The following is a 22,949-nucleotide window of genomic DNA, read 5'->3' as shown; positions in this document are numbered from 1 at the left end:
GGAGCCATGACCATGCCGCATGGTCCGGCGTCGCGTACCGGGCGGGAACCCGAGCCCGGCGGGGCGGCCCCCGGCCCCCTGGGGGACTGTGCAGACGTGCTCGCGCGTCTGGGCCGTTCCTGGACCTGGCTCCTGGGGTCGGCCGTCTCGACGCTGGTGCCGGGCGTCCTGGTGCTGGTGTGGCCGGAGGCGACCCTGCACGTCCTGGCGGTCCTCCTCGGCCTGTACCTGCTGGTCACCGGGGCGTTCCGGTTCGTCGCCGTCTTCGCGCGGGAGGGGCACGAGCGGTTGCCGGGGCTGCTCCTGGCCGTGCTGTACGTCCTGGCCGGGGTGCTGTGCCTGCGCAACCCGCTGCAGACGATCGCCGCGCTCTCGCTGATCACCGGGGCCGTCTGGCTCGTGTCGGGCGCCCTCACCCTCTACACGGCCGTCTCCGCCGAGGACCTGCCGCACCGCGGCGTCCTCACGGTCGCCGCGGTACTCGGCATCGTCGCGGGGATCGTGGTGCTCGCCCTGCCCGCGGAGTCGGCCCGCGCCCTGACCCGCCTGCTCGGTCTGTGGCTCGTCCTGCTGGGCCTGGCCGAGGCGGTGGTCGCCCTCGCGTGGCGGGCCGCGCTCCGCAAGGCGCGCCCCGCGGGGCCGCGCGCCCCCGCGGCGACGGTCTGAGGGGAACGAGCGGAGCACGGCCGCCGCACGCTCACCCGCATCGGGTGAGGCCGCCCGCCCCTTGCCGCGCCCACGCTGAGGACAGCACGCGACGGCGGCCGGGCGGGCGCCGGGACGGAGGAGAGACATGAGTGCGCAGACGTATCTGGCCTACGACTATCCCCTGCTGAGCGTCTTCTGGAGCATGCTCCTGTTCTTCCTGTGGATCATGTGGTTCGTCCTGCTCTTCCGGGTCGTCGTCGACGTCTTCCGTGACGACGACCTGAGCGGCTGGGGGAAGGCCGGCTGGCTGGCGTTCACCATCCTGCTGCCCTTCCTGGGCGTCTTCGTCTACCTCATCGCCCGCGGCAAGAACATGGGCCGCCGCGAGATCGCGCAGGCGCGCGCCCAGCAGGAGGAGTTCAACGCCTACATCAGGCAGACCGCGGCCGGCGGCCGGCCCAGCAGCGTCGACGAACTCGCCAGGCTGTCCGAGATCCGCTCCCGCGGCGACATCACGGACGAGGAGTTCCGCCGGGCGAAGGACCTGGTCCTGAGCGGCCACGGTCCGGCGGAGCAGTCGGGGCCCACCTCCCCCACAGCCCATCGCTGAGCATCCCGAATCACACGAAACGAGGCGCAAGATGACCACGGCACACACCCGGTCCGCACACACGGCGAAGCAGGAATGGGCGACCGGCCTGACGGCCTTCGCGGCCGTGATGCTCTTCCTCGTCGGCCTGCTCGACCTCTTCCGGGGCATCATGGGCATCGCCGAGGACGACGTCTTCCTCACGACGCGCAACTACGTGTTCGAGTTCGACCTGACCGGCTGGGGCTGGATCCACCTGGTCCTGGGCGTGGTCGCCATGATCGTCAGCTACGGACTGCTCAGGACAGCGACCTGGGCGCGCGTCGCCGGCGTGGCCATCGCCGGACTCGTCATCATCGCCAACTTCCTCTCGCTGCCGTACTACCCGGTGTGGTCGGTCGTGATGATCACCATCTCGGGCTTCATCATCTGGGCCCTGTGCGTGGTGCAGCGCGGCAACCTCTTCGACCTGTCCGAGAAGCGGCCTCCGGCCTAGTGCGACGCGACGGCGGCACGAGGGAACCGGGAGGGGCGGCCCCGGCCGTACCCACGGGTGGTACGGCACTGGCCCGCCTCGCCGTGCTCGCCCTGCTGGGGAGCGTCCTGGTGCCGCTCGTCGCCGCCGGTCTGCGGAGCGTGCTGTGGGTGCTGGCGGGCCTCGCCGGACTGGCGCTGGCCGCCGTCGGGGTGTGGTGGGCCCTGGCGCACACCGGAGCGCTCCGTGCTCTCGGGGCCGTGCTGTCGGTGGCGGCACCGGTCGCCGTCCTGGCCCTCTACGCCGCGTCCGGCATGCTGGGGCCGGCCGTGCTGTCCCTGGCGCTGTGGGTCCTGGCCGTCACGGCGGCGCGCAGGGCCCTGAGCCCCGGGCACACCGCCGCCGAGCGGGTCGGGCGGGAGGTCGCCGAGGCGCCCCGCCACCCCTGGGTCCTCATGAATCCGCGGTCAGGCGGCGGCAAGGTGGGCCGTTTCCACCTGGCCGACAGGGCCCGGGCGGCCGGCTGCCGGGTGGTCCTGCTCGAAGGCGGCCGGGATGTCGCCGCACTGGCCCGGCAGGCCGTCGCCGACGGGGCCGATCTGCTGGCGGTGGCGGGCGGCGACGGCACCCAGGCACTGGTGGCCGAGGTCGCGGCACGCCACGACCTGCCGTTCGTGGTGATCCCCGCCGGGACCCGCAACCACTTCGCCCTGGACCTCGGCCTCGACCGCGACGATCCGGCGGCGGCCCTGGAAGGCCTCACCCACGGCGTCGAACTCCGCGTCGACCTCGGGTACGCCGCGGACCGGGTCTTCGTCAACAACGCCTCGTTCGGCACGTACGCGTCCGTCGTCACCGACCCCGCGTACCGGGACGCCAAGGCCCGCACGACCCTGCGCACCCTCCCCGGCCTCCTCACGGGCGAGGACGCCCCCGGACTGCGGGCGCGGGCCGACGGGAGGCACGTCGACGGACTGCAGGCGCTCCTCGTCAGCAACAACCCCTACGGGCGGGCCGTCGACGCGGCCTGTCCGGGACGCCGGGCACGGCTGGACTCGGGCCTCCTCGGCGTGGTGTGCGTGCGCGTCGGCAACACCGCTCAGGCGGCCGGCCTGGTGCGCGGCCCGCGCGCGGGGGGACTCGTCCGGATGACCGCCGGGGAAGTCGTCGTCGAGGCCGGCACCGGCACCCTCCCGGTCGGCATCGACGGAGAGCACGTCGTCCTGCCCTCACCCGTCGTGTGCCGCAGCGCACCCGGCGCCCTGCGGGTACGGGTGCCCCGCCACCGCCCCCACGCCGCGCGCGCCGTCGGCGGACCGGCCGACTGGCCCCACGTGGCCCGGCTGGCCCTGGGACGCCTGCCGGGCCACGGATGAGTGACCCGACACCGGAGACCACCCCGACCGCTCCCACCCGACCGCTCCCACCCAACGCCGGAAGCCCAGCCGTCACCGTCAGGGACGGCACATCGACCGCACCGGCCCGCCCGGCCGTGAGCCGCGGGGCGCGTCTACGATCAGCCTTCGTGGACTGGCTGGAGCGGATGGCGAAGCTGAGGCAGTGGACCAGGAGCGGTACCCGCGCTCCGCACAAGCCGCTGCTGCTGCTGTACGCGCTCGGCCGCTTCCAGGAGGACGCCGGCGGCGGCCTGCGGTACACCGCGGTGGAGCACGACCTGCAGCGCCTGCTGACCGAGTACGGCCCGCCGCACAGGACCACGCCCGCGTATCCCTTCCACCACTTGGTCAGCGACGGCGTGTGGGAGGTCCGCACCGATCGCGGACCGGGCAGCCCCGGCAGCGGGATACGGGACCTGCGGGAGACGGGCGCCACCGGGCAGCTCGCGCCGGACCTGAGGGCGGCCCTGCGCCGTGAACCGGACCTGCTCGGCAGAATCGCGCGACTGCTGCTCGACCTGCACTTCCCGCCCTCCCTCCACGGGGAGCTGTGCGAGGCCGTCGGGCTGGACCTGGAGCCGGCGCGGACCGAGCGGCTCTCGGCGGTAGGCAGGCAGCGGGACCGGAAGATGCGGGAACTGGTCCTGACCGCCTACGAGTACCGGTGCGCCTTCTGCGGATACGACGGCAGGATCGGCGCGGTACCGGTCGGGCTGGAGGCCGCGCACGTGCGCTGGTGGGCGTTCGGCGGGCCCGACGAGGTCGAGAACGGGCTCTGCCTGTGCGCGCTGCACCACAAGCTCTTCGACAAGGGCGTCCTCGGCGTGGGAGACGATCAACGCGTTCTCGTCTCCCAGCGCTTCGTCGGTCACAGCCCCGCCGCCCGCGAGCACGTCACGGCCCTCGCGGGCCGCCCGCTCATCGGCCCGCGGCCCGGCTCGCGCCCCGTTGCCGGAGCGCACCGAGACTGGCATGCCCGGCACGTCTTCCACGGCGAACCACGGCCCGCCGCGGCGGCCTGACCCGGCGGCCTTACCCCGCTCCCGTCAGGTCTCTCCCCCGAACATCCGGGTGGTGTGCTCCGCCTCCGTCAGCCAGGTGACCAGGGTGGTGCGGGCGCGCGCCACGCGGGAGCGGACCGTGCCGACCGGGCAGTCGCTGACGAGGGCCGCCTCCGCGTAGGGGAGCCCGACCAGCTGGGTGAGGACGAATGCCTCGCGGCGCTCGGCGGGGAGCGTGTCCAGCAGTTCGGTGAGGGCGATGCCGTCGTCGAAGCCGGGCAGGTCGCACGGCTGGGCGCGTTCGGCGGCCGACTGCCAGTCGTCCGTGTCGCAGAGCCGCGGCCGGCACGAGCGGTTGCGCAGGCTGTCGATCACCGCCCTGCGGGCGATGGAGAGCAGCCAGGTGCGGGCCGACGAGCCGCCCTCGAACCGGTGCAGGCTGCCCAGCGCCCGCAGGAAGGTCTCCTGGGTCAGGTCGTCGGCGCTGTGCGGGTCGGCGCCGAGGTAGGTCACGTAGCGGCGGACGTCTCGGTGCAGGGCGCGGACGAAGAGGTCGACGGCGTCGGGGTCGCCACCACGGGCGGCGAGCGCCCATGCCGTGATCGACTCTTCCTCGGTACGTTCGCGCGCTGGAGTCAGGGCAGCAGTGATCACCTGGGATCTGTCCTTCTCGGGAAGCAGGTGTCCGGTGTCCGGCCGGCCCGCGCCGCGGGCGGCGGGGCAGCACGGCACAACCGGTGAAGGAGGAGGCGGCCGGGCGCGGGAGCGCACGGCCGTTGCCCGAGGCGGCGAAACGAGGGCGCGCCGGGACGTCGGCACGGCGGCGCCGGACCCGACGGTCGTCGGCTCGACGCTCGTGGGCTGCACGCTCGTGGGCTGCACGTCGTGGGCTCCACGTTCGTGCGCTGGACGCTCGTCGGCACGGCGGCCTGCCGGCAGAACAGCTCAGCAGGTCAGCAGGTCAGCAGCTCGACCGCTCGGCAGCGGCAGCGGCAGCGCTGCGGTTCGGCAGCGACGCCGTCGCCGGTGGACAGGCCTCGGCGCGGCGGCCCGACGGCCGTAGCCCGTCGTACGCCTCGGGGAACCGGCTGTCGTCAGGCGACAGCGGTCCCCGTGGGCGGGCCCCGAGAGGTGATCGCGTGGGTGAGGAGCAGGCGGCGCGGCGCCCGGTCCGACTCCGCCCGGCGGGGCCGGACACGCGGCCGGTGCGGGGGCTCGGGCAGCCGGAGCAGCAGGCGCAGCGGCGCGAAGAGCCGGGCGGCGAGGGCCCGCATGATGCGGAACGCGGCGCGTTCGCCGTACGCGAGCCACAGGCCGCAGAGGACCGCGGCCAGCAGATGGGCGAGGAACATGCCCGCCGACGACATGCCGGTCATCGACGACATGCCGGTCATGGAGTCCATCGGTCCCATGGCGTCCATCGACCCCATGGAGTCCATCGACCCCATCGGATCCATGGAGCCCATCGAGCCGCCCATCGAGTCCATGGAATCCGGACCCATGGAACCCATGGAACCCATGGAACCCGAACCCATGGAACCCATGGAACCCGTGGCACCCGCCGCGCCGGGATGCCCCATGGACCCCATGTGGTGCACCGGGTGCACGGCGCTCATGCCGTGGCCCATGGCGGGCATGGGCCACGCCGTGGGGCGTGCGGCGGACTGGGCGAAGGAGAACGCGGTGTGGAGCACCGCCTGGGTGACCACCGCGAGGGAGACGACGAGAAGCGGTCCGCGTTCCCGGTCGGCCAGCCACCAGGCCGTGCCGCCGGTCGCCACCGCGCCCGCGGTCAGCGCCCACCAGGGCACTGAGGTCTCCGACATCAGGACATGGCCCAGGGCGGCGAGCAGCACGCAGAGGGCCGCGAACACCGCGGCCCGTATCGTGCGAGAACACCACCCGACTGTCATGGCGACCTCATCCTCGCATCCGCGCTCGCCTCGTCGGCGGACGGTACGCAATCGCGGCGGCCGCCCGCTCAGCGCGTCGGGCGTGATTCAGCTCACGCCGTGGACGACCGTGATGTGCCGGTCGGTTCCGGGGTCCTCCAGTTCGTCCAGCACGGCCACGGCCAGGTCCTCCGCACTGATCCAGGAGCGTCCGTCGGCCGCGGTGAGCAGGGTGTCCGTGCCGCGCCGGTAACGGGCGGTCCGGGCTCCCGGTTCGAGCAGGGCCGGCGGGCTCAGGTAGACCCAGTCGGGGTGCGGGTGCGCCTGGCAGGTGCGCAGTTGGGCGACCCCCGCCGTCGCGACCGGCCGCAGTTCCGCCGGCACGTAGGCGGGGTCGTCGGCCACCAGCAGTCCCGGGTCGGCCGGGCTGCGCAGGGCGCCGGCGCCGCCGACCACCAGGACCCGGCTGCCCGTGCGGGCGGCCGCGTCGAGCACCGCCCGGGTGGCGCCGAGCAGGAAGTCCCGGTCCACGGGGTAGGTCCGTACGGCCAGCACGACGGCGTCCGCACCCGCCTCCGCGAGCGCCTGGTGTACGGCGGTGGTGTCGTACGCGTCGACCGGGACCGGCGTCACGTGCCCGTCCCCGCCGGCCGGGGTCCGGGACAGGGCGAGCACCCGGTGTCCGCGCGCACCGGCCTCGGCGGTGACCCGGCTGCCGACCATTCCGGTGGCACCGAGCACGGCGATCCTCATGTCCGCCTTCATCGTGCGGTTCTCCTTCCTCGGCGGTTCTTCGGTGGATCGAGCTGTGCGGCCAGCATCGCGGCCAGTGCCAGGACGAATCCGAGCGTCTGCGGCAGGCTCAGGGACTCGCCCATGACGGTGCCGATGACCGCGGCGACCAGCGGCGACAGGAGCACCAGGGGTGCGGACGCGCCGACCGGGAGGGCGGCTATGCCGCGGAACCACAGCGTGTACGCGATCAGACCGCCCATGCTGCCGAGCCACAGGTAGCCGGCGGCCGCGCCGGCGTCGATCCGCGGCACCCCCTCGACCGCGAGCGTGAGCGGCAGCAACAGCAGGCCGCCGGCCGTCAGTTGCCAGCCGGCCAGGGTGAGGGGGCCGACCCCCGCGGGGCGGCCCCAGTTCTTGGTGAGGACGACTCCGGCGGCCATGGCGGCCGTACCGCCGAGACCGGCGAGGACGCCGACGGTGTCCAGGCGGGCGGCCGGGCCGAGGACGACGAGTCCGACGCCGGCGACGCCGAGCACGCCCCAGGTCCAGCGCCAGGCGGTCGGCCGGTCGCCGAGTACGGCGATGGCCAGGGCGGCGACCAGCAGCGGCTGGGCGGCGCTGAGGGTGGCGGCGACGCCGCCGGGGAGCCGTTCGGCCGCCAGGAACAGCAGCGGGAACAGGGCGCCGATGTTGAGCGCGCCGAGGACGGCGGCCTTCCACCACCAGTCGCCGCGCGGGAGCACCCGGGTGAGCGCGAGACCGAGCAGCCCGGCGGGCAGGGCGCGCATGAGACCGGCGAACAACGGGTGCCCGGGCGGCAGGAGTTCGGTGGTGACGACGTAGGTCGTGCCCCAGGCGGCGGGGGCGAGGGCGGTCAGGGCGACGGTCGCCGCCCGGGCCCGGGGCAGGGCCCGTGGCGGTGCCTGGGCTTGTGGGGTCGAGGCGGTGGGCATGGGAGGAAGTCTCGGCCGGTACGGCCATGAAACCAACGCATGGTTGTCATCGCAGCCATGAATGGTGACGATGCATCTCGTGGACCTCCAGCAGATGCGGTACGTCGTCGCCGTAGCCGAGACCCGTAACTTCACCCGCGCCGCCGAGCGCTGTCTCGTGGTGCAGTCGTCGCTCAGTCACCGGATCGCCGGCCTGGAGCGGGAGCTGGGGGTGCGGCTGTTCGCGCGGTCCAGCCGGCGGGTCGAACTGACCAGTGCCGGCGAGGCGTTCGTGGCGCGGGCGCGGGAGTGCCTGGCCGCCGCCGACCGCGCGATGGCCGACGCCGCCGCCGCGACCGGGGTGGTCCGGGGCCGGCTCGCCGTCGGCGTGATCGTGACCGCGGCCGCCGTGGACGTACCGGAGGTGCTCCAGCGGTACCGGGACCGGCACCCGGAGGTCCGCGTCATGCTCCGGTCCGGGCGCAGTGACGAACTGGCGGCCGCGATCCGCGCCGGTGACCTGGACATCGCCTTCCTCGGGCTGCCGGAGGGGGAGCGGCCCGTCGGGGTGGAGAGCGAGGTGCTCGATCACGACGAGCACGTGCTGGTCGTGGCGGCCGGGCACCGGCTGGCCGGGGCTTCCCGGGTCACGCTGCGGGAGATCGCGGACGAGACGTTCGTGGACTTCATGACGGGGACCCCCGCCCGGGCCCAGTCCGACCAGGCGTTCGCCGCGGCCGGTCTGGTCCGTGACGTCGCGTACGAGGCCGGCGTGGTGGACCTGATCACCCGGCTGATCACGCGCGGGCTCGGCATCGCGCTGCTGCCCTCGGCCTTCATCGGGCCGCTGGCCGCCGCGGACCCGGCACTGGCGCTGGTCCCGGTGGTCGACGGGCCGCATCGGGTCGAGTACCTGGCCTGGAGCAGCTTCCACCCCAGCCCGGCCACCCTGGCCATGCTCGACGTCCTCGGGGTCCGGCAGCGGCGGTAGCCGCGGTGGCCGTCGCCGGCGAACCCGCCCCGGCCGGCGCTCACCGCCCTCAACGACGCGCTCACCCTCGCCCCGGCCGCCTCCCCGCTGCACTGGTCCCACGGCCGACGCACGGGGATCCGCACGGCGTCGGCCCGATCGACCCTACGTATTGTAGGTTCCCAACGGCCGAGTGCCGTAGGGCTGTTCACACTTCTGTTCAACGGGGGACCCATGCAGGACACCACGCGATCGGAGCCCGGCACGCAGGTGTGCGCGCGCAGCCTCGCGCCCACGCTGACCGTGCTGGTCGTCAGCCTGGTCATCGCCGCCGTCGGCGTGTACGAGCTGTGCGGCTTCGGCCTGCACAGCCTCGCCCGGCGCCCGCACCTGTTCAGCGACGGCCTCGCCACCGGCGGGGTGATCGCCGCCACGGTGGCCGCCGGGGCGGCGGCGGGCAACCTGGCCTGGACACTGACGGCGGCGAGACGGGGCGGCGGCGACTGACCGCGGCGCACCGGCCTCCCGACGCCGGGGCGGCGGCGACTGACCGCGGCGCGCCGGCCTCCCGACGCCCGCCGGTGGGTGACCCGGCCGCCCGACGCCCGCCGGCGGGTGACCCGGCCGCCCGACGCCCGCCGGCGGGTGACCCGGCCGCCCGCGGCGGAGCCGTGGGGCGGTCAGTCGTCGCCGTGCGGGTCCGTCTCGTCGCCCACGACGCCCCCGCCCACCGTGAACCCGATCACCGCTCCGCCGCCCTCGCGCCGGAAGGCGAACGGCGCTCCGCCGTGCGCCATGGCGATCTCCCGCACGATGGACAGGCCGAGGCCGGAGCCGGGCAGGGAGCGCGCGTCGGCGGCGCGGTAGAAGCGGTCGAAGATGCGGACCAGGTCGCCGTCGGCGATCCCGGGCCCCCGGTCCCGCACCTCCACCCGTACCGTGCCGGGCCGCGCCGGCCCGGTGACGCAGACCTCGATCGGCGCCTTGCCGCCCCGGTCGAACTTGGCGGCGTTCTCGACCAGGTTGGAGATGGCCCGCTGGAGCAGCCCGGGCCGCCCCTCGGCCGTCGTGTCACCGTTGGCGCGCAGCACGATGTCCCGGCCGGTACGGCGTCTGGCCAGGCCGGCGACGTCCTCGGCGAGGTCGGCGAGGTCCACCCGCTGGGGCGGCTCGGCGTCGGACTGGCCGGCGGCGAGGTCGACCAGTTCGTTGACGAGGTCGGTGAGTTCCCGGGCCTCCTGGGAGAGGTCGGCGACCAGCTCCTCCCGGCTGGCGGGCGGGAGTTCGTCGATCCGCCGCAGCAGCGAGATGTTCGTGCGCAGGGAGGTCAGCGGTGTGCGCAGCTCGTGGCCCGCGTCCTGCACGAGCCTGCGCTGGTCCTCCTCGGACTGCGCGAGCCGCCCCAGCATCCGGTCGAAGGCGCGGCCCAGCCTGCCCACCTCGTCCAGCCCGGTCACCGGCACCTGGATGCCCAGCTGCCGGGTGCGGGCCACGTTCTCGGCCGCCGAGGTGAGGATCACCAGGCGCCGGGTGATCCGCCGGGCCAGCCACCACCCGAACAGTCCGGCCGCCACCACGACCGCCGCCATCAGGATCAGCGTCCGCCGCTGGAGGGCCCGCAGCAGGTCCTCGGTGTCGCTGAACTCCTGCGCGACCTGCACCGCGCCCCGCCCCTGGCCGAAGGAGACGGTGGCGATGCGGAACAGGTCCGCGTCCACCCGTACGTCCTTGTGCTGTACGACCCGACCGGCCGACGGGTCGACGGCGACGGCCCGGTCCCGAGGGGTGACGGGGAGCACCGGGCTGCCTTGGTCCACGATCTCGCCCCGGGTGCCCAGCACCTGGACGTCGGTACGGGCGGGGCGGACCAGGTCGTGTCCGGGCCGGGAGGAGGAGAAGTCCTCCGGGCCCATGGCCTGCCGTCGCACCTCGTCCCGGACGTCCTGCACGACCTGTGTGAACACCGACTGCTGGTCGACGCGGACGAGCCCCGCGGCGGAGCCGTACGACACGATGCCGACGAGGATGGTGACGGCGGCCGTGACGGCGGCGAAGGAGACCGCGAAGGTGGTGCGCAGGGAGACCAGCTTCGGCCGGGACCCGGCCGGCGGCCGCCGGCGGCCCACTCAGTCCTCCCGCAGCACGTAACCCACGCCCCGCACGGTGTGGATCAGCTGGGGTGCGCCGGGCTCGTCGAGCTTGCGGCGCAGGTAGCCGACGTAGACGGCGAGGTTTTTGGAGCCGGGGCCGAAGTCGTAGCCCCAGATGCGGTCGTAGATCGTGCCGTGGTCGAGGACGATGCCCGCGTTGCGCACCAGCAGTTCCAGCAGCTCGAATTCGGTGCGGGTCAGTTCCAGCTCCCGCCGGCCGCGCCAGGCCCGGCGGGCCTGGGGGTCCATGCGCAGGCCGGCGGCCTCCAGCGGGCGCGCCCCGGCCGGCACCTCCCGTGCCGGGCCGTCCGAACCGGTGCCCGCGCCGGGGACCCGGCCGGCCCCGGTGCCGGGAACGGCCCCGGTGCCAGGGCCCGCGCCGGTGCCGGTGACCGCGCCGCTCCCGGGACCCGCGCCGGTGCCGGCGGCGGGCGCCGGGCCGGTGCGGCGCAGCAGGGCGCGCAGCCGGGCGAAGACCTCCTCGACGTCGAAGGGCTTGACCACGTAGTCGTCGGCGCCGGCGTCGAGGCCGGCGATGCGGTCGGCGGTCTCCACCAGGGCGGTGAGCATGAGGATGGGGGTGCGGTCGCCCTCGGCGCGCAGCACGCGGCAGACCTGGAGACCGTCGATGCCCGGCATCATCACGTCCAGGACGAGGACGTCCGGCGGGTTCCTGTGGGCCTGCGCCAGCGCTTCCACGCCGTCGGCGACCGCCGTCACCGCGTAGCCCTCCAGGGTGAGGGCACGCTCCAGGGCATGGCGGATGGCGCGGTCGTCTTCGGCGAGCAGCACAGTCTGGGGCACGTCCCCAGTCTGCCAAGGCCGCCGGCGGTCGGGCCGGGCGCGCGGGGCCGGCGACCACCCTTCTCACCGCCCTCTCACCGTCACACCGGCACCCCGCCCGGTACGGTCGTGACTCAGGCGGCGGTCTCCCTCCGCGCGGCGGCGAGCAGCGACCGGTGGGTCGGCGCCTCGGGCACGTCCGCCGGGCGGCCCTTGGCGAACTCCTCGCGCAGGACCGGCACGACCTCCTCGCCGAGCAGGTCGAGCTGCTCCAGCACGGTCTTGAGCGGCAGTCCCGCGTGGTCCATCAGGAACAGCTGGCGCTGGTAGTCGCCGGCGTACTCGCGGAAGGACAGCGTCTTCTCGATGACCTGCTGCGGGGAGCCCACGGTCAGCGGGGTCTGCGCGGTGAAGTCCTCCAGCGAGGGCCCGTGGCCGTAGACCGGCGCGTTGTCGAAGTACGGCCGGAACTCGCGTACCGCGTCCTGGGAGTTCTTCCGCATGAACACCTGGCCGCCGAGGCCGACGATCGCCTGTTCCGGCGTGCCGTGCCCGTAGTGGGCGTACCGGTTCCGGTACAGCTCGACCATCCGCCTGGTGTGGTCGGCGGGCCAGAAGATGTTGTTGTGGAAGAAGCCGTCGCCGTAGTACGCGGCCTGTTCGGCGATCTCCGGGGAGCGGATGGAGCCGTGCCAGACGAACGGCGGTACGCCGTCCAGCGGGCGGGGGGTGGAGGTGAAGCCCTTCAGGGGCGTGCGGAACGCGCCCTCCCAGTCGACGTCGTCCTCGCGCCACAGGCGGTGCAGCAGGGCGTAGTTCTCGATGGCGAGGTTGATGCCCTGCCGGATGTCCTGGCCGAACCACGGGTACACCGGCGCGGTGTTGCCCCGGCCCGTCATCAGGTCGACGCGCCCGTCGGCCAGGTGCTGCAGCATCGCGAAGTCCTCGGCGATCTTCACCGGGTCGTTGGTGGTGATCAGAGTGGTGGAGGTGGAGAGGATCAGCCGCCGGGTGCGCGCCGCCACGTAGCCGAGCATCGTGGTCGGGGACGACGGCACGAACGGCGGGTTGTGGTGCTCGCCGGTCGCGAAGACGTCCAGGCCGACCTCCTCGGCCTTCAGCGCGATGGCGACCATGGCCTTGATCCGCTCGCCCTCGGTCGGGGTCCGTCCCGTCGTGGGGTCCGGCGTGACGTCGCCGACCGTGAAGATCCCGAACTGCATGGCCACTCACCCTCCAGGTTGTTGACCGTTCAACTATAGCCTTCCAACGGTCACCCCGGCCCGGTTGTTCCGGCCCCCTACGGCACCAGCACCAGGCGCCCCCGCACCCCGCCCTCGGCCAGCCGGCCGTGCGCCTCCGCCGCCTTCTCCAGGGGGTAGGCCGCCGCCACCCGCAGGGTGAGCACCCCCGCGTCCACCAGCCGGACCAGCTCCGCCAGCCCCGTCCCGTCCGCGGCCACCTCGACCGCGTCCGTCCGCACCCCGCGCACCGGCGCGGGGTGTGCCCCCGGGTGCACCCCGACGTACGCTCCCCCGTCCCGCACCCACTGCAGCGCCGGCTCGCCGAGCACCGCCGCGTCCAGCACCGCGTCCACACTGCCCGGCTCCACCCCGCCGGCCGTGAAGCGGACGGCACCCAGCGAGCGCACCAGCTCCTCGTCGCCCGCCCGGGCGTGCCCGGTCACCTCGATCCCCCGGTGCGCGGCCAGCCGCACCGCGAACCCGCCGACCGCCCCCGCCGCACCGGTCACCAGCAGCGAACCGCCCGGCGCGAGGTCCAGCAGATCCAGGGCCTGCACCGCCGTCAGCCCGTTGAGCGGCAGGGTGCCCGCGTGCACCGCGTCCACCGAGACCGGCGCCGCGGCCACCGCGTCCGCGGCCACCACGACGTACTCGGCGTGCGCGCCCAGCGGCTCGGCCACCCCCGGCACCAGCGCCACCACCGGATCCCCGACCCGCCAGGCGGCGGCCACACCCACCGCGTCCACCGTCCCGGCCACGTCCCAGCCGAGCCCGAGGGTCCGTCCGGCCCCGCCGAAGAGACCGGCGCGCACGGCCGCGTCCACCGGGTTCAGCGCCCCCGCGGCCACCTTGATCCGCACCTGGCGCGGACCCGGCTCCGGTATCGCCACCTCCACGATCTCCACCGCTTCCGGACCGCCGAACGCCCTCACCACAGCAGCACGCATGACAACTCTCCCTGGAAGAAACGAAGGTGATGGTCATCGCGGCGACTTTCTTCGCCGCAGCACCAACCGTAGGAGAGCTACTATCGAATGGTAAGTAGTTACCTCAGAGTGCGTAGCCGACCCGAAGGTGAGGACCCATGGCGACCACGACCGCGGCCCAGCGGCGCGAACAGGCCCGCGCCGACTACGACGCGTTCCTGCGCGAGTGCCCCACCAACCAGCTCCTCGGCCGGCTCAGCGACAAGTGGGTCTCGCTCGTCGTTTCCGCCCTGTCCACCGGCCCCATGCGCTACAGCGACATCGGCCGCAGGATCGCGGGCGTGAGCCCCAAGATGCTCACCCAGACCCTGCGCGCCCTGGAGCGGGACGGCATCGTCAGCCGCACCGTCACCCCGTCCGTCCCGGTCCGCGTCGACTACGCGCTCACCCCGCTCGGCGCCAGCCTCGCCGGCCTGCTCACCGCCGTGAAGGACTGGGCGGAGACCCACTTCGACGAGGTCCGCGCCGCCCGCGAGCACTACGACGCACAGCCCCCCGCCTGACGGCCGTCAGCCGCTGCCGGGAGGCCACCGCCGGCCACCGCCGGCCGCCGGGCCACCTCCGCGGCGGCCTCCCGGCCCACCGCCTCCACCGGCCCGCGGCCCCGTCGGTCCACCACCTCCCCCGGCCCGTCGGCCCCGTCGGTCCACCACCTCCCCCGGCCCACCGACCCGCAGACCCACCGACCCGCAGACCCGCAGACCCGCAGACAGGCCTGCCGAACCACGAACCACCGTTACCGGCTCACCAGCCCCCGCTCAGAAGGCGTAGCCGTCCCCCGTGGCCAGGACGAGCACCTTCACCCGGTCGTTCGTCCGGTCGTTGTCCACCACGCCCGCGCTCCAGGCGGTGTCGACCTCCAGCGTCACCTCCTGCGGCCGGTCCCGCAGCCGCACCGGCACCCGCAGCTGCTCCCCCGTCCCGTCCGCGGCGAGCACCCCGGTCCCGCACAGCACCGTCCGCTCGTCCTCCCGGGCACAGCGGGCGGGCAGCTCCTGCCGGTCGGCGAGCTCCGCCGACCAGCGCAACCGGACCGTGGCGTCCGCGATCTCCGCGGGCCCGTTGTTGCGCGGCGTCAGCCGCACCTCCACCCGGTCCCCGTCCATCACCGCGGTGCCGTGCAAGGCCAGGTCGGCCTCGGGAACCGGAGCGGCCACCGCGGCCGCCGCGGCCACCGTGCTCCCCGGCACCAGCACGACACCGGCACACACGCCGGCCGACACCCACGCCCGCATCCGCACGCCCCTCACCACTTCCCGCTCGCGCTCCGACTGCCGTACGGATGTATGCCACGCGAGCCGCCCGCCAGGCGCCCTCCAACAGGTGACACCACCCCGGCGTGCGAAGCTTCCCCCATGTCCGTCCTGCGCTCCGCCGCCCTCTTCGCCGTCGCCGCCGTGCTGGAGATCGGCGGCGCCTGGCTGGTCTGGCAGGGCGTACGCGAACACCGCGGGTGGCTGTGGATCACCGGGGGCGTCCTCGCCCTCGGCGCCTACGGCTTCGTCGCCACCTTCCAGCCCGACGCCCACTTCGGCCGGGTCCTCGCCGCCTACGGCGGCGTCTTCGTGGCCGGCTCCCTCCTGTGGGGCGTCGTCGCCGACGGCTACCGCCCCGACCGCTGGGACATCGCCGGTGCCCTGATCTGCCTCGCCGGCATGGCGACCATCATGTGGGCGCCGCGGAACGGCGGATGAGGCTCGCCTAGGCTGGACGGAGCCCGACCCCGCACCGACCTCAGGAGCAGCCATGGCCACCGCCGCCCCGTCCGCCTCCCGGATCGCCGTCGTCACCGGCGCGAGCAGCGGCATCGGTGCAGCCACGGCCCGGCAGCTCGCCGCGGCCGGCTACCGGGTCGTCCTCACCGCCCGCCGCAAGGACCGGATCGAGGCCCTGGCCGAGGAGCTCACCCGGGCCGGCCACTCGGCGGTGGCCTACCAGCTGGACGTCACCGACCGCGCGGCCGTGGACGAGTTCGCCACCGCCTTCCAGGCCATCGGCGTCCTCGTCAACAACGCCGGCGGCGCCCTGGGCGCGGACCCGGTGGCCACCGGCGATCCCGCGGACTGGCGCTCGATGTACGAGACCAACGTCATCGGCGCCCTCAACGTCACCCAGGCCCTGCTGCCCAAGCTCGTGGCCGGCGGCGACGGCGTCGTCGTCGTGGTCTCCTCCACCGCGGGCCACGGCACCTACGAGGGCGGCGGCGGCTACGTCGCCGCCAAGCACGGCGCCCACGTCCTCGCCGAGACGCTGCGCCTGGAGATCGTCGGGCAGCCGGTGCGGGTCATCGAGATCGCCCCCGGCATGGTGAAGACCGACGAGTTCGCCCTCACCCGGTTCGGCGGCGACGCCGACAAGGCCGCGAAGGTGTACGAGGGGGTCGCCGAGCCCCTCACCGCGGACGACGTCGCCGAGACGATCACCTGGGCGGTGACCCGTCCCAGCCACGTCAACGTCGACCTCCTCGTCCTGCGCCCGCGCGCCCAGGCGTCCAACACGAAGGTCCACCGGGAACTGTGACGACCGCCGGGGAGCCGGCCGCGTCCGCCGGCGCGCAGGCCGCCGAGCGGCGCCGCCTGGAGCAGGAGACCAAGGACGAACGCAAGGTCTGGTACTTCCTTGCCTACTTCCTCTTCGGCATCCACTTCGTGGCGTTCGTCATGATCTACGCCGTACGGCACGCGAAGTAGCGCACCGCACGCTAGGGGGTGTCTCGTCGATCAGGCCGGATCGGCGAGCGCCGGGAGCCCGGGACGATCGGCGAGACACCCCCTAGACGAACGCCGGCAGACAGCGCGCGACCCATGCCGCGAACGGCGCGGCCGGCCGGCCCAGGACCGCCTCCACGTCGGGGCCGACCCGCCGCTCGGCCGGCAGCGGCGCCCCCAGCACGTCCAGCGTGCCGGCGACGACCTCCGCCGGCATGAACCGCTCCATCCCGGCCCGCGCCTCCTCGCGCGACAGCTCCACGAACCGCACCTCCTCGCCCAGGGCCGCGGCCAGCACCGCCGCCTGCCCGCGCGGACTGACCGGCTCCGGCCCGGTCAGCTCGTACACCCGGCCCGCGTGCCCGTCCTCGCGCAGCGCGGCGGCGGCCACCGCGGCGATGTCCGCCGGGTCCACCACGGGCAGCGCCACATCCCCGAACGGCGCGTAGACGGTGCGCCCGGTGCGGACCGACTCGGCCCAGGCGAGGGCGTTGGAGGCGAATCCGCCGGGCCGCAGGATGGTGAACTCCCGCCCGGACGCCCGTACCGCCGCCTCGTACGCGCGCAGCCGCGCGTGCGAGGGCGCGTCCGGCCTGACCGCGACGACCTGCGAGGACACCAGCACGATCCGCTCGACCCCGGCCTCGGCGACCACGTCGAGCAGCAGCTCGGGGCGTTCCCCGCGCAGGTTCAGCTCACCGCCCAGCACCAGGAACACCGCACGCGCGCCCTCCAGCGCGCCCCGCATACTCGCGTGGTCGCCGACACCGCCGCGGGCCCAGCGCACCCCCGGGGCCGGCCGGCCGGGGTCCGCCCGCCGCGACACGGCCACGACGTCCTCCCCCGCCCCGGCCAGCACGTCCACCAAAGCCCGCCCGACATTGCCGGTCGCCCCGGTCACCACGATCATCACGCACCCACCCTCTGAGTTAGTCGGCTAACTAACAGGGAACCTAGCACGCCCCCGAGGGGCCCTGTCTATAGTCAGTCAGGTGACGAACTCAGTGGACCGGCGCGCGCGGGCGTCACAGAAGCGCCGGCGACTCACCGCGGCCGCCGCACACGTCCTGCACCGGCAGGGCGTCGAGCGGACCACCCTCGCGGACATCGCGCGCGAGGCCGACGTCCCGGTCGGGAACGTCTACTACTACTTCAAGACCAAGGACGAACTGGTCCAGGCCGCACTCGCGGAACACCGCGCGCACCTGGACGAACTCACCGGCCGGCTCGACCGGCTGGCGACCCCGCGCGACCGGCTCGGGGACCTCGTCCGGTGCTGGGTCGGCCAGCGCGAGACCGCCGCCCGCCACGGCTGCCCCACCGGCACCCTCGCCGTCGAACTCGACAAGCGCACGGACGGCACCCTCGACGCCGAGGCCGGCGCGGTGATCCGCCGCCTGCTGGACTGGGCGGCCGCCCAGTTCCGCGCCTGGGGCGTCGAGGACCCGGACGGCCACGCCCTCACCCTGGTCGCCGCCTACCAGGGCATGTCCCTCCTGGCCAACGCCCTGCGCGACCCGGACGTCATGACCCGCGAGGGCGAACGCCTGCTGCGCTGGCTGGACTCGCTGGAGCCGGCCGAGGGCTGACGCCGCGTCCCCAGACGGCACCCGGACGCGACGGCCGGACACGGCGAGGCCCCCGGCCGCAGCCGGGGGCCTCGGACGGGGGCCGGACGCGTCAGCCCTTGACGCAGACGACCTGCTTCAGCTTGGCCACCACCTGGACCAGGTCCCGCTGCTGGTCGATGACCTGGTCGATCGGCTTGTAGGCGCCCGGGATCTCGTCCACGACACCGGAGTCCTTGCGGCACTCCACGCCCCGCGTCTGCTCCTCCAGGTCCCTGGTCGAGAAGCGCTTCTTGGCCGCGTTGCGGCTCATCCGCCGACCCGCGCCGTGCGAGGCCGAGTTGAAGCTCAGCTCGTTGCCGAGCCCCTTCACGATGTACGACCCCGTGCCCATCGAGCCCGGGATGATCCCGTACTCGCCGGAGCCGGCCCGGATCGCGCCCTTACGGGTGACGAGCAGGTCCATGCCGGCGTACCGCTCCTCCGACACGTAGTTGTGGTGGCAGGAGATCTCCGGCTCGAAGACCGGCTTGGCCTTCTTGAACTCCTTGCGGATCACGTCCTTGAGCAGCGCCATCATCAGCGTGCGGTTGTACTTGGCGTACTCCTGCGCCCAGAACAGGTCGTTGCGGTAGGCCGCCATCTGCGGGGTGTCCGACACGAAGACCGCGAGGTCCCGGTCGACCAGACCCTGGTTGTGCGGGAGCTTCTGGGCCGTGCCGATGTGGTGCTCGGCGAGTTCCTTGCCGATGTTCCTGGACCCGGAGTGGAGCATGAGCCACACCGAGCCGGACACGTCGACGCAGACCTCGACGAAATGATTGCCGCCGCCGAGGGTGCCCATCTGCTTGTGCGCACGCTCCTGACGGAACCTGACCGCTTCGGCGATCCCGTCGAACCGCCCCCAGAAGTCCTCCCACCCGGCCGTCGCCAGCCCGTGGAAGTCCCCCGGCGCCACGGGTTCGTCGTGCATCCCGCGCCCCACCGGGATCGCCTGCTCGATCTTCGACCGCAGCCGGGAGAGGTCCCCGGGGAGGTCGTCGGCGGTCAGTGACGTCTTCACCGCCGACATCCCGCAGCCGATGTCCACCCCGACCGCCGCCGGGCACACCGCGCCCTGCATCGCGATGACCGAGCCGACCGTCGCGCCCTTGCCGTAGTGCACGTCGGGCATCACGGCCAGGCCCTTGATCCAGGGCAGGGTGGCCACGTTCTGGAGCTGGCGCAGGGCCACGTCCTCGACCGTCGCCGGGTCCGTCCACATCCGGATCGGGACCTTCGCGCCCGGCATCTCCACGTACGACATGTATTCCTCATTCCCCCGGAAGCAACAACAAAAGGCTTATAGGAAGCAAAACGCAAAAGCGGCGCCAAGGTCGTTGAAAAGGGACAAGGGACCGGCGTCCACGGCAGTGCGTGCGATACACATTGTCTCCAGGGGGCGCCCCGCCGCGGCAAGCGAATAACCAGCGGGCCCCCCGGACCACCGAGCACCGAGTCATCCGTCGAGAGGAGCCCGACCGTGCAGCGGAAGGCGTACGTACCCGGCACCGCCGCCCTCCTCGCGGCGCTGCTGGCCGGCTGCACGAGCGGCTCGGGGGACGACGGCGCGACGGACAACGCCAATCCCGGTGACGCCGGCACGGTGACCGCCGCCGCCCAGCCCGGCAGGTACCGCACGCTCCCCGAGCCCTGCGGTGCGGTCGGCCACGAGACCCTGGACGCGCTGCTGCCCGGCATCCAGCAGATCACGGACACCGTGCAGCGGAACAAGGCGTACCAGGGCGAGGCGGCACTGACCTACGACACCGACCGCAAGGTGGGCTGCCACTGGAAGGTCGAGTCGGCCGCCGCCACCGACCGCCTCTCGGTCGACTTCGAGCGTGTGGTGTCGTACGACAACACGGTCAGCGACGACGACCAGGCGCAGAAGCTGTTCCTGGAGAAGGAGACGGCCGCCGACCTGCCGGTGCCCAGCGGCTCCTCGGTGCCGGCGCAGTCGCCGTCGGCGACCCCCTCGGGCAAGGGCGGCCCGAGCGGTGACGCGTCCGCGTCCGCCACGGGACCGGCGGCGTCCTCCTCCCAGTCCCCGGCGGCCGGATCGTCCGGGTCGGGGCCGGCGGGGTCCGCGCCGGATGCCGCGCCGACCGATCTCCAGCCCCGTACGCTCTCCGACCTCGGTGACGAGGCGTATCTGGACGACCGGCTGAGCACGTCCGGTTCGACGGCCGAACAGCGGACGGTGACTGTGGTGTTCCGCACGTCCAACGTGGTGGTCACCATCCAGTACGAGGAGCAGCCGATGGCCACCGGAACGGTCCCGGACAGCAAGGAAATGCAGGACAGGGCGCGTGAACTGGCCTCTCAACTGGACGACGCGCTGGGCGGCTGACGGCCGCGCGCGTGCCACCGGCCCCTGTCCGCGAAGGGCGCGAACGGAAACCGCGCAGCTCCCCCACCGCGTACCGTGGCCCCGCAGGAACCCGCACGAACACCGAGCGTCATGAGTGAAGGAACCATGCAGCGAGCAGCCCAGCGAGACGTCCGTGCCCAGCGAGCCATGCGAGCCAAGCGCCTCCGCCGCGCTCTTGTCTGCGCGGCAGCCGTCCCCGCGGTCCTGATCACCGCCGCGTGCTCCTCGGACTCCGGCGACTCCGAGGCCAAGTCCGGTGCGAGCGCCCCGCAGTCGGCGGGCGGCGACACGCAGTCGTCGGCGAGCGCGTCGCCGACGGTGCAGGCCGCGGCCTACGCGAAGCTCCCCGACCCGTGTGCCGTCCTGGCGAAGGAGACGCTGTCCGACCTGGTGCCCAAGGGTTCCAAGTCGGGCAAGAAGGGCAGCTCCGACGATCCGTCGTCGCGCGCCTCGTGCTCGTGGAACAGCCTGGACAACAACGGCGTCAAGGGCTCGCAGTTCCGTTGGCTGAACGTTTCCCTGCTGCGCTTCGACTCGGACGTCACGCGCGGCTCGGCCGAGGACCAGGCGCACACGTACTACGGCCGGCAGGTCAAGGACGCGCAGGCGGTGGACGGCGCCAAGAACACCAAGGTGGTGCCGCTGACCGGCACGGGCGCCGAGGCGTCGGTGGTGCGGTACGACCTGAAGAAGAAGGAAGGCCTCTTCAAGCAGCAGACGGTCGTCGCCCGGGTCGAGAACGTGGTCGTCACGCTCGACTACAACGGTGCCGGTCTGGCGGGCGAGAAGACGCCGGACGCCGACGATCTCACGAAGGCCGCGCAGAAGGCCATGAAGGAGGCCGTGGCGTCGGTGTCGAAGGCCAACGGGGCGGGCGGTACGGCGAGTTCGCCGTCGACGGCCCCGGCGAGCCCGTCGAAGCCGGCTTCGAAGTCGCCGTCGGGCGACTCCTCCAAGGCCCCGTCCGGGTCGGCCTCCGCCGACGCGTCCCCGTCCAGGTCGGCCGCCCGCAAGAGCTGACCGGAGGCTCCCGGCGGCTGACCGGCGCCACGTTCGCCGCACACGTGTGCCACTCTGTTGCGCGCAACATCACGCAAGGGGAGGGGAGTACGAGTGGCCGCGCCACCGCAGCTGACTCGGATGCACCGCGTTCTCATCGGCGCGGTCGTGACCGGCGCTTTGATCATCGCCGGCATCGGCTTCGCCGGTTCGTACGCCGCCGTCCGGGAACTGGCGATCAAGAAGGGCTTCGGGAACTTCTCCTATGTGTTCCCGATCGGCATCGACGCGGGCATCTGCGTCCTCCTCGCCCTCGACCTGCTGCTGACCTGGATCCGCATCCCGTTCCCGCTGCTGCGCCAGACGGCGTGGCTGCTGACGGCGGCGACGATCGCGTTCAACGGCGCCGCCGCCTGGCCGGATCCGCTGGGCGTGGGCATGCACGCGGTGATCCCGGTGCTGTTCGTGGTGGCGGTGGAGGCGGCCCGGCACGCCATCGGCCGGATCGCGGACATCACGGCGGACAAGCACATGGAGGGGGTGCGTCTCACCCGCTGGCTGCTGTCCCCGGTGCCGACGTTCCTGCTGTGGCGCCGTATGAAGCTGTGGGAACTGCGTTCGTACGAGCAGGTCATCAAGCTGGAGCAGGAACGTCTCGTCTACCAGGCGAGGCTGCGGTCCCGCTTCGGCCGGGCGTGGCGCAGGAAGGCTCCGGTGGAGTCCCTGATGCCGCTGCGGCTGGCGAGGTACGGCGTCCCCCTGGCGGAGACGGCTCCGGCGGGGCTGGCGGCGGCCGGCATCGAGCCGGTACTGCTGCCTCCGGCCGCCCAGCCGCAGCTGGTGGCGGCCGAGACCGGCGCCGCGGGCGGCCGTGCCGCCGCCACGGCCGGCCCTGCCGCCGGGGCGGCGCCCGCCCCGGCACGGACGGCTCCGCCCAGGGAGCGGCCCGCCGGGGACCCCGGTGCCGACGAGCAGAGCCCGTGGTTCCAGGCGCAGCGCGAGATCGAGTACCACGGCGGCTACGACCCGACGTACGACCCGATGCTCCAGGAGCCCCAGTACGCCCCGGAGGAGCAGTACGAGGAGTGGTACGAGGAGCAGGAGCCGGAGGACTTCCAGCAGCCCTCCCCGGAGGAGACCGGCAGCTTCCCCATCCCGGTGGGCCCGAACCGGACCCGGGAGCTGGGCGGAGGCGGTGGCACACCGCCCGTCGAGCCGGACGAGGAGGGCTTCTACCAGGTCTTCCGGCAGTCGATCGACGGCAGCTACCCGACGCCGCGGGTCCTGGGCGACAACATCCAGGCGACCTACGGCACGCAGCTCAGCCCCGGTGAGCTGAAGGCCCTCGTGGACCGTTTCCAGCAGCGCCACTCGGCGGAGCTGGAAGAGGACCACATCGCGTGAGGCCGTGAAGGGAAGAAGGGGCCCTCCGGATCGGAGGGCCCCTTTTCTCACGAGC

The 22,949-nt window shown here is 73.6% G+C and carries 26 protein-coding genes; 15 read left to right on the top strand and 11 right to left on the bottom strand.

Features of this window, described 5'->3' with window-relative positions:
- Nucleotides 1-6 precede the first annotated feature (6 nt).
- The 5 genes from ABZ576_RS28055 to ABZ576_RS28035 all read left to right on the top strand — a co-directional run bounded on the left by ABZ576_RS28055 (nucleotide 7) and on the right by ABZ576_RS28035 (nucleotide 4,131).
- A complete protein-coding gene (locus ABZ576_RS28055; RefSeq protein WP_360746602.1) occupies nucleotides 7-666 on the top strand; it encodes a DUF308 domain-containing protein in 660 nt (219 codons plus the stop codon).
- A 127-nt stretch (nucleotides 667-793) separates the two neighbouring features.
- Nucleotides 794-1,258 carry an SHOCT domain-containing protein gene (locus tag ABZ576_RS28050; RefSeq protein ID WP_360746599.1) on the top strand — a complete coding sequence of 155 codons (465 nt, stop codon included), beginning with the start codon at nucleotides 794-796 and terminating at the stop codon, nucleotides 1,256-1,258.
- Nucleotides 1,259-1,289: 31 nt separating this feature from the next.
- The gene (locus ABZ576_RS28045) at nucleotides 1,290-1,733 is read left to right on the top strand and encodes a hypothetical protein (protein WP_360746597.1); all 444 of its coding nucleotides are present in this window, start codon (nucleotides 1,290-1,292) and stop codon (nucleotides 1,731-1,733) included.
- A gap of 68 nt (nucleotides 1,734-1,801) precedes the next feature.
- Nucleotides 1,802-3,088: a diacylglycerol kinase family protein gene (locus tag ABZ576_RS28040; protein WP_360746845.1), complete on the top strand. Its 1,287-nt coding sequence runs from the start codon at nucleotides 1,802-1,804 to the stop codon at nucleotides 3,086-3,088.
- A gap of 149 nt (nucleotides 3,089-3,237) precedes the next feature.
- The gene (locus tag ABZ576_RS28035) at nucleotides 3,238-4,131 is read left to right on the top strand and encodes a phosphorothioated DNA-binding restriction endonuclease (RefSeq protein WP_360746594.1); all 894 of its coding nucleotides are present in this window, start codon (nucleotides 3,238-3,240) and stop codon (nucleotides 4,129-4,131) included.
- Nucleotides 4,132-4,155: 24 nt separating this feature from the next.
- Here ABZ576_RS28035 and ABZ576_RS28030 read toward each other — a convergent pair whose 3' ends face one another.
- From ABZ576_RS28030 to ABZ576_RS28015, 4 genes are all read right to left on the bottom strand, one after another.
- Nucleotides 4,156-4,764, bottom strand: a complete 609-nt coding sequence (locus tag ABZ576_RS28030) for a sigma-70 family RNA polymerase sigma factor (RefSeq protein WP_360746591.1) — start codon at nucleotides 4,762-4,764, stop codon at nucleotides 4,156-4,158.
- Nucleotides 4,765-5,204: 440 nt separating this feature from the next.
- The gene (locus ABZ576_RS28025) at nucleotides 5,205-6,023 is read right to left on the bottom strand and encodes a hypothetical protein (RefSeq protein WP_360746588.1); all 819 of its coding nucleotides are present in this window, start codon (nucleotides 6,021-6,023) and stop codon (nucleotides 5,205-5,207) included.
- Between the two features lie 87 nt (nucleotides 6,024-6,110).
- Nucleotides 6,111-6,767: an NAD(P)H-binding protein gene (locus ABZ576_RS28020; protein ID WP_360746585.1), complete on the bottom strand. Its 657-nt coding sequence runs from the start codon at nucleotides 6,765-6,767 to the stop codon at nucleotides 6,111-6,113.
- Nucleotides 6,764-7,690, bottom strand: a complete 927-nt coding sequence (locus tag ABZ576_RS28015; protein ID WP_360746582.1) for an EamA family transporter — start codon at nucleotides 7,688-7,690, stop codon at nucleotides 6,764-6,766. Before ABZ576_RS28015 ends, ABZ576_RS28020 begins: the two co-directional genes overlap by 4 nt.
- Before the next feature lie 79 nt (nucleotides 7,691-7,769).
- Here ABZ576_RS28015 and ABZ576_RS28010 point away from each other — a divergent pair, with 79 nt between their 5' ends.
- A complete protein-coding gene (locus ABZ576_RS28010) occupies nucleotides 7,770-8,660 on the top strand; it encodes a LysR family transcriptional regulator (RefSeq protein WP_360746842.1) in 891 nt (296 codons plus the stop codon).
- Nucleotides 8,661-8,873: 213 nt separating this feature from the next.
- The gene (locus ABZ576_RS28005; RefSeq protein WP_360746579.1) at nucleotides 8,874-9,146 is read left to right on the top strand and encodes a hypothetical protein; all 273 of its coding nucleotides are present in this window, start codon (nucleotides 8,874-8,876) and stop codon (nucleotides 9,144-9,146) included.
- A 173-nt stretch (nucleotides 9,147-9,319) separates the two neighbouring features.
- On the opposite strand, the gene ABZ576_RS28000 is transcribed toward ABZ576_RS28005, so the two are convergent.
- From ABZ576_RS28000 to ABZ576_RS27985, 4 genes are all read right to left on the bottom strand, one after another.
- The gene (locus ABZ576_RS28000) at nucleotides 9,320-10,765 is read right to left on the bottom strand and encodes a HAMP domain-containing sensor histidine kinase (RefSeq protein WP_360746576.1); all 1,446 of its coding nucleotides are present in this window, start codon (nucleotides 10,763-10,765) and stop codon (nucleotides 9,320-9,322) included.
- On the bottom strand, nucleotides 10,766-11,593 hold the full coding sequence (locus ABZ576_RS27995; protein WP_360746573.1) for a response regulator transcription factor: 828 nt from the start codon (nucleotides 11,591-11,593) through the stop codon (nucleotides 10,766-10,768).
- A 113-nt stretch (nucleotides 11,594-11,706) separates the two neighbouring features.
- A complete protein-coding gene (locus tag ABZ576_RS27990) occupies nucleotides 11,707-12,795 on the bottom strand; it encodes an LLM class flavin-dependent oxidoreductase (RefSeq protein WP_360746570.1) in 1,089 nt (362 codons plus the stop codon).
- A 77-nt stretch (nucleotides 12,796-12,872) separates the two neighbouring features.
- A complete protein-coding gene (locus ABZ576_RS27985) occupies nucleotides 12,873-13,763 on the bottom strand; it encodes an NADP-dependent oxidoreductase (RefSeq protein ID WP_360746567.1) in 891 nt (296 codons plus the stop codon).
- Between the two features lie 137 nt (nucleotides 13,764-13,900).
- Here ABZ576_RS27985 and ABZ576_RS27980 point away from each other — a divergent pair, with 137 nt between their 5' ends.
- Nucleotides 13,901-14,305 carry a helix-turn-helix domain-containing protein gene (locus ABZ576_RS27980; protein WP_360746564.1) on the top strand — a complete coding sequence of 135 codons (405 nt, stop codon included), beginning with the start codon at nucleotides 13,901-13,903 and terminating at the stop codon, nucleotides 14,303-14,305.
- 255 nt (nucleotides 14,306-14,560) lie between these two features.
- Here ABZ576_RS27980 and ABZ576_RS27975 read toward each other — a convergent pair whose 3' ends face one another.
- Entirely contained in the window at nucleotides 14,561-15,037 is a 477-nt protein-coding gene (locus tag ABZ576_RS27975) for a hypothetical protein (RefSeq protein ID WP_360746561.1), read from the bottom strand.
- A gap of 120 nt (nucleotides 15,038-15,157) precedes the next feature.
- On the opposite strand from ABZ576_RS27975, the gene ABZ576_RS27970 reads away from it, so the two are divergent.
- Genes ABZ576_RS27970 through ABZ576_RS27960 form a run of 3 tightly spaced genes read left to right on the top strand, consistent with a single transcriptional unit; the run spans nucleotide 15,158 to nucleotide 16,492 of the window.
- A complete protein-coding gene (locus ABZ576_RS27970) occupies nucleotides 15,158-15,496 on the top strand; it encodes a YnfA family protein (RefSeq protein ID WP_360746558.1) in 339 nt (112 codons plus the stop codon).
- 52 nt (nucleotides 15,497-15,548) lie between these two features.
- A complete protein-coding gene (locus ABZ576_RS27965) occupies nucleotides 15,549-16,322 on the top strand; it encodes an SDR family NAD(P)-dependent oxidoreductase (protein ID WP_360746555.1) in 774 nt (257 codons plus the stop codon).
- Nucleotides 16,319-16,492, top strand: a complete 174-nt coding sequence (locus tag ABZ576_RS27960) for a hypothetical protein (protein WP_360746552.1) — start codon at nucleotides 16,319-16,321, stop codon at nucleotides 16,490-16,492. Before ABZ576_RS27965 ends, ABZ576_RS27960 begins: the two co-directional genes overlap by 4 nt.
- Nucleotides 16,493-16,574: 82 nt before the next feature.
- Here ABZ576_RS27960 and ABZ576_RS27955 read toward each other — a convergent pair whose 3' ends face one another.
- Nucleotides 16,575-17,420 carry an NAD(P)H-binding protein gene (locus ABZ576_RS27955; protein ID WP_360746550.1) on the bottom strand — a complete coding sequence of 282 codons (846 nt, stop codon included), beginning with the start codon at nucleotides 17,418-17,420 and terminating at the stop codon, nucleotides 16,575-16,577.
- A gap of 82 nt (nucleotides 17,421-17,502) precedes the next feature.
- Between ABZ576_RS27955 and ABZ576_RS27950 the strand changes: the two genes are divergently transcribed.
- Nucleotides 17,503-18,099, top strand: coding sequence for a TetR/AcrR family transcriptional regulator (locus ABZ576_RS27950; RefSeq protein ID WP_360746547.1), 597 nt, complete (start codon nucleotides 17,503-17,505; stop codon nucleotides 18,097-18,099).
- Between the two features lie 91 nt (nucleotides 18,100-18,190).
- Here the strand turns inward: ABZ576_RS27950 and ABZ576_RS27945 are convergent, their stop codons facing one another.
- Nucleotides 18,191-19,384 (bottom strand): RtcB family protein, encoded by a 1,194-nt coding sequence (locus ABZ576_RS27945; protein ID WP_360746544.1) that lies wholly within the window; start codon nucleotides 19,382-19,384, stop codon nucleotides 18,191-18,193.
- 216 nt (nucleotides 19,385-19,600) lie between these two features.
- Between ABZ576_RS27945 and ABZ576_RS27940 the strand changes: the two genes are divergently transcribed.
- The 3 genes from ABZ576_RS27940 (at nucleotide 19,601) to ABZ576_RS27930 (ending at nucleotide 22,894) form a co-directional block, all read left to right on the top strand.
- A complete protein-coding gene (locus ABZ576_RS27940; RefSeq protein WP_360746541.1) occupies nucleotides 19,601-20,470 on the top strand; it encodes a DUF3558 domain-containing protein in 870 nt (289 codons plus the stop codon).
- Between the two features lie 126 nt (nucleotides 20,471-20,596).
- On the top strand, nucleotides 20,597-21,511 hold the full coding sequence (locus ABZ576_RS27935) for a DUF3558 family protein (protein ID WP_360746538.1): 915 nt from the start codon (nucleotides 20,597-20,599) through the stop codon (nucleotides 21,509-21,511).
- Between the two features lie 120 nt (nucleotides 21,512-21,631).
- Nucleotides 21,632-22,894, top strand: coding sequence for a DUF2637 domain-containing protein (locus tag ABZ576_RS27930; protein ID WP_360746535.1), 1,263 nt, complete (start codon nucleotides 21,632-21,634; stop codon nucleotides 22,892-22,894).
- The last annotated feature ends 55 nt before the right edge of the window (nucleotides 22,895-22,949 follow it).

Origin of the sequence: Streptomyces sp. NPDC013455 (genome assembly GCF_040632975.1) — a bacterium.
Classification (GTDB): Bacteria; Actinomycetota; Actinomycetes; order Streptomycetales; family Streptomycetaceae; genus Streptomyces.
The sequence above is the reverse complement of the archived record's forward strand: the minus strand, read 5'-3'. Positions and strand labels throughout refer to the sequence as shown.

Coding starts and splice junctions, on each gene's coding strand:
- ABZ576_RS27945 (WP_360746544.1), bottom strand. CDS start 19,384: ATGTCGTACGTGGAGATGCCGGGCGCGAAGGTCCCGATCCGGATGTGG.
- ABZ576_RS27980 (WP_360746564.1), top strand. CDS start 13,901: ATGGCGACCACGACCGCGGCCCAGCGGCGCGAACAGGCCCGCGCCGAC.
- ABZ576_RS28020 (WP_360746585.1), bottom strand. CDS start 6,767: ATGAAGGCGGACATGAGGATCGCCGTGCTCGGTGCCACCGGAATGGTC.
- ABZ576_RS28025 (WP_360746588.1), bottom strand. CDS start 6,023: ATGACAGTCGGGTGGTGTTCTCGCACGATACGGGCCGCGGTGTTCGCG.
- ABZ576_RS27930 (WP_360746535.1), top strand. CDS start 21,632: ATGCACCGCGTTCTCATCGGCGCGGTCGTGACCGGCGCTTTGATCATC.
- ABZ576_RS27985 (WP_360746567.1), bottom strand. CDS start 13,763: ATGCGTGCTGCTGTGGTGAGGGCGTTCGGCGGTCCGGAAGCGGTGGAG.
- ABZ576_RS28015 (WP_360746582.1), bottom strand. CDS start 7,690: ATGCCCACCGCCTCGACCCCACAAGCCCAGGCACCGCCACGGGCCCTG.
- ABZ576_RS28055 (WP_360746602.1), top strand. CDS start 7: ATGACCATGCCGCATGGTCCGGCGTCGCGTACCGGGCGGGAACCCGAG.
- ABZ576_RS28005 (WP_360746579.1), top strand. CDS start 8,874: ATGCAGGACACCACGCGATCGGAGCCCGGCACGCAGGTGTGCGCGCGC.
- ABZ576_RS27955 (WP_360746550.1), bottom strand. CDS start 17,420: ATGATCGTGGTGACCGGGGCGACCGGCAATGTCGGGCGGGCTTTGGTG.
- ABZ576_RS28050 (WP_360746599.1), top strand. CDS start 794: ATGAGTGCGCAGACGTATCTGGCCTACGACTATCCCCTGCTGAGCGTC.
- ABZ576_RS27970 (WP_360746558.1), top strand. CDS start 15,158: ATGTCCGTCCTGCGCTCCGCCGCCCTCTTCGCCGTCGCCGCCGTGCTG.
- ABZ576_RS27965 (WP_360746555.1), top strand. CDS start 15,549: ATGGCCACCGCCGCCCCGTCCGCCTCCCGGATCGCCGTCGTCACCGGC.
- ABZ576_RS27975 (WP_360746561.1), bottom strand. CDS start 15,037: ATGCGGGCGTGGGTGTCGGCCGGCGTGTGTGCCGGTGTCGTGCTGGTG.
- ABZ576_RS27990 (WP_360746570.1), bottom strand. CDS start 12,795: ATGCAGTTCGGGATCTTCACGGTCGGCGACGTCACGCCGGACCCCACG.
- ABZ576_RS27935 (WP_360746538.1), top strand. CDS start 20,597: ATGCAGCGAGCAGCCCAGCGAGACGTCCGTGCCCAGCGAGCCATGCGA.
- ABZ576_RS28045 (WP_360746597.1), top strand. CDS start 1,290: ATGACCACGGCACACACCCGGTCCGCACACACGGCGAAGCAGGAATGG.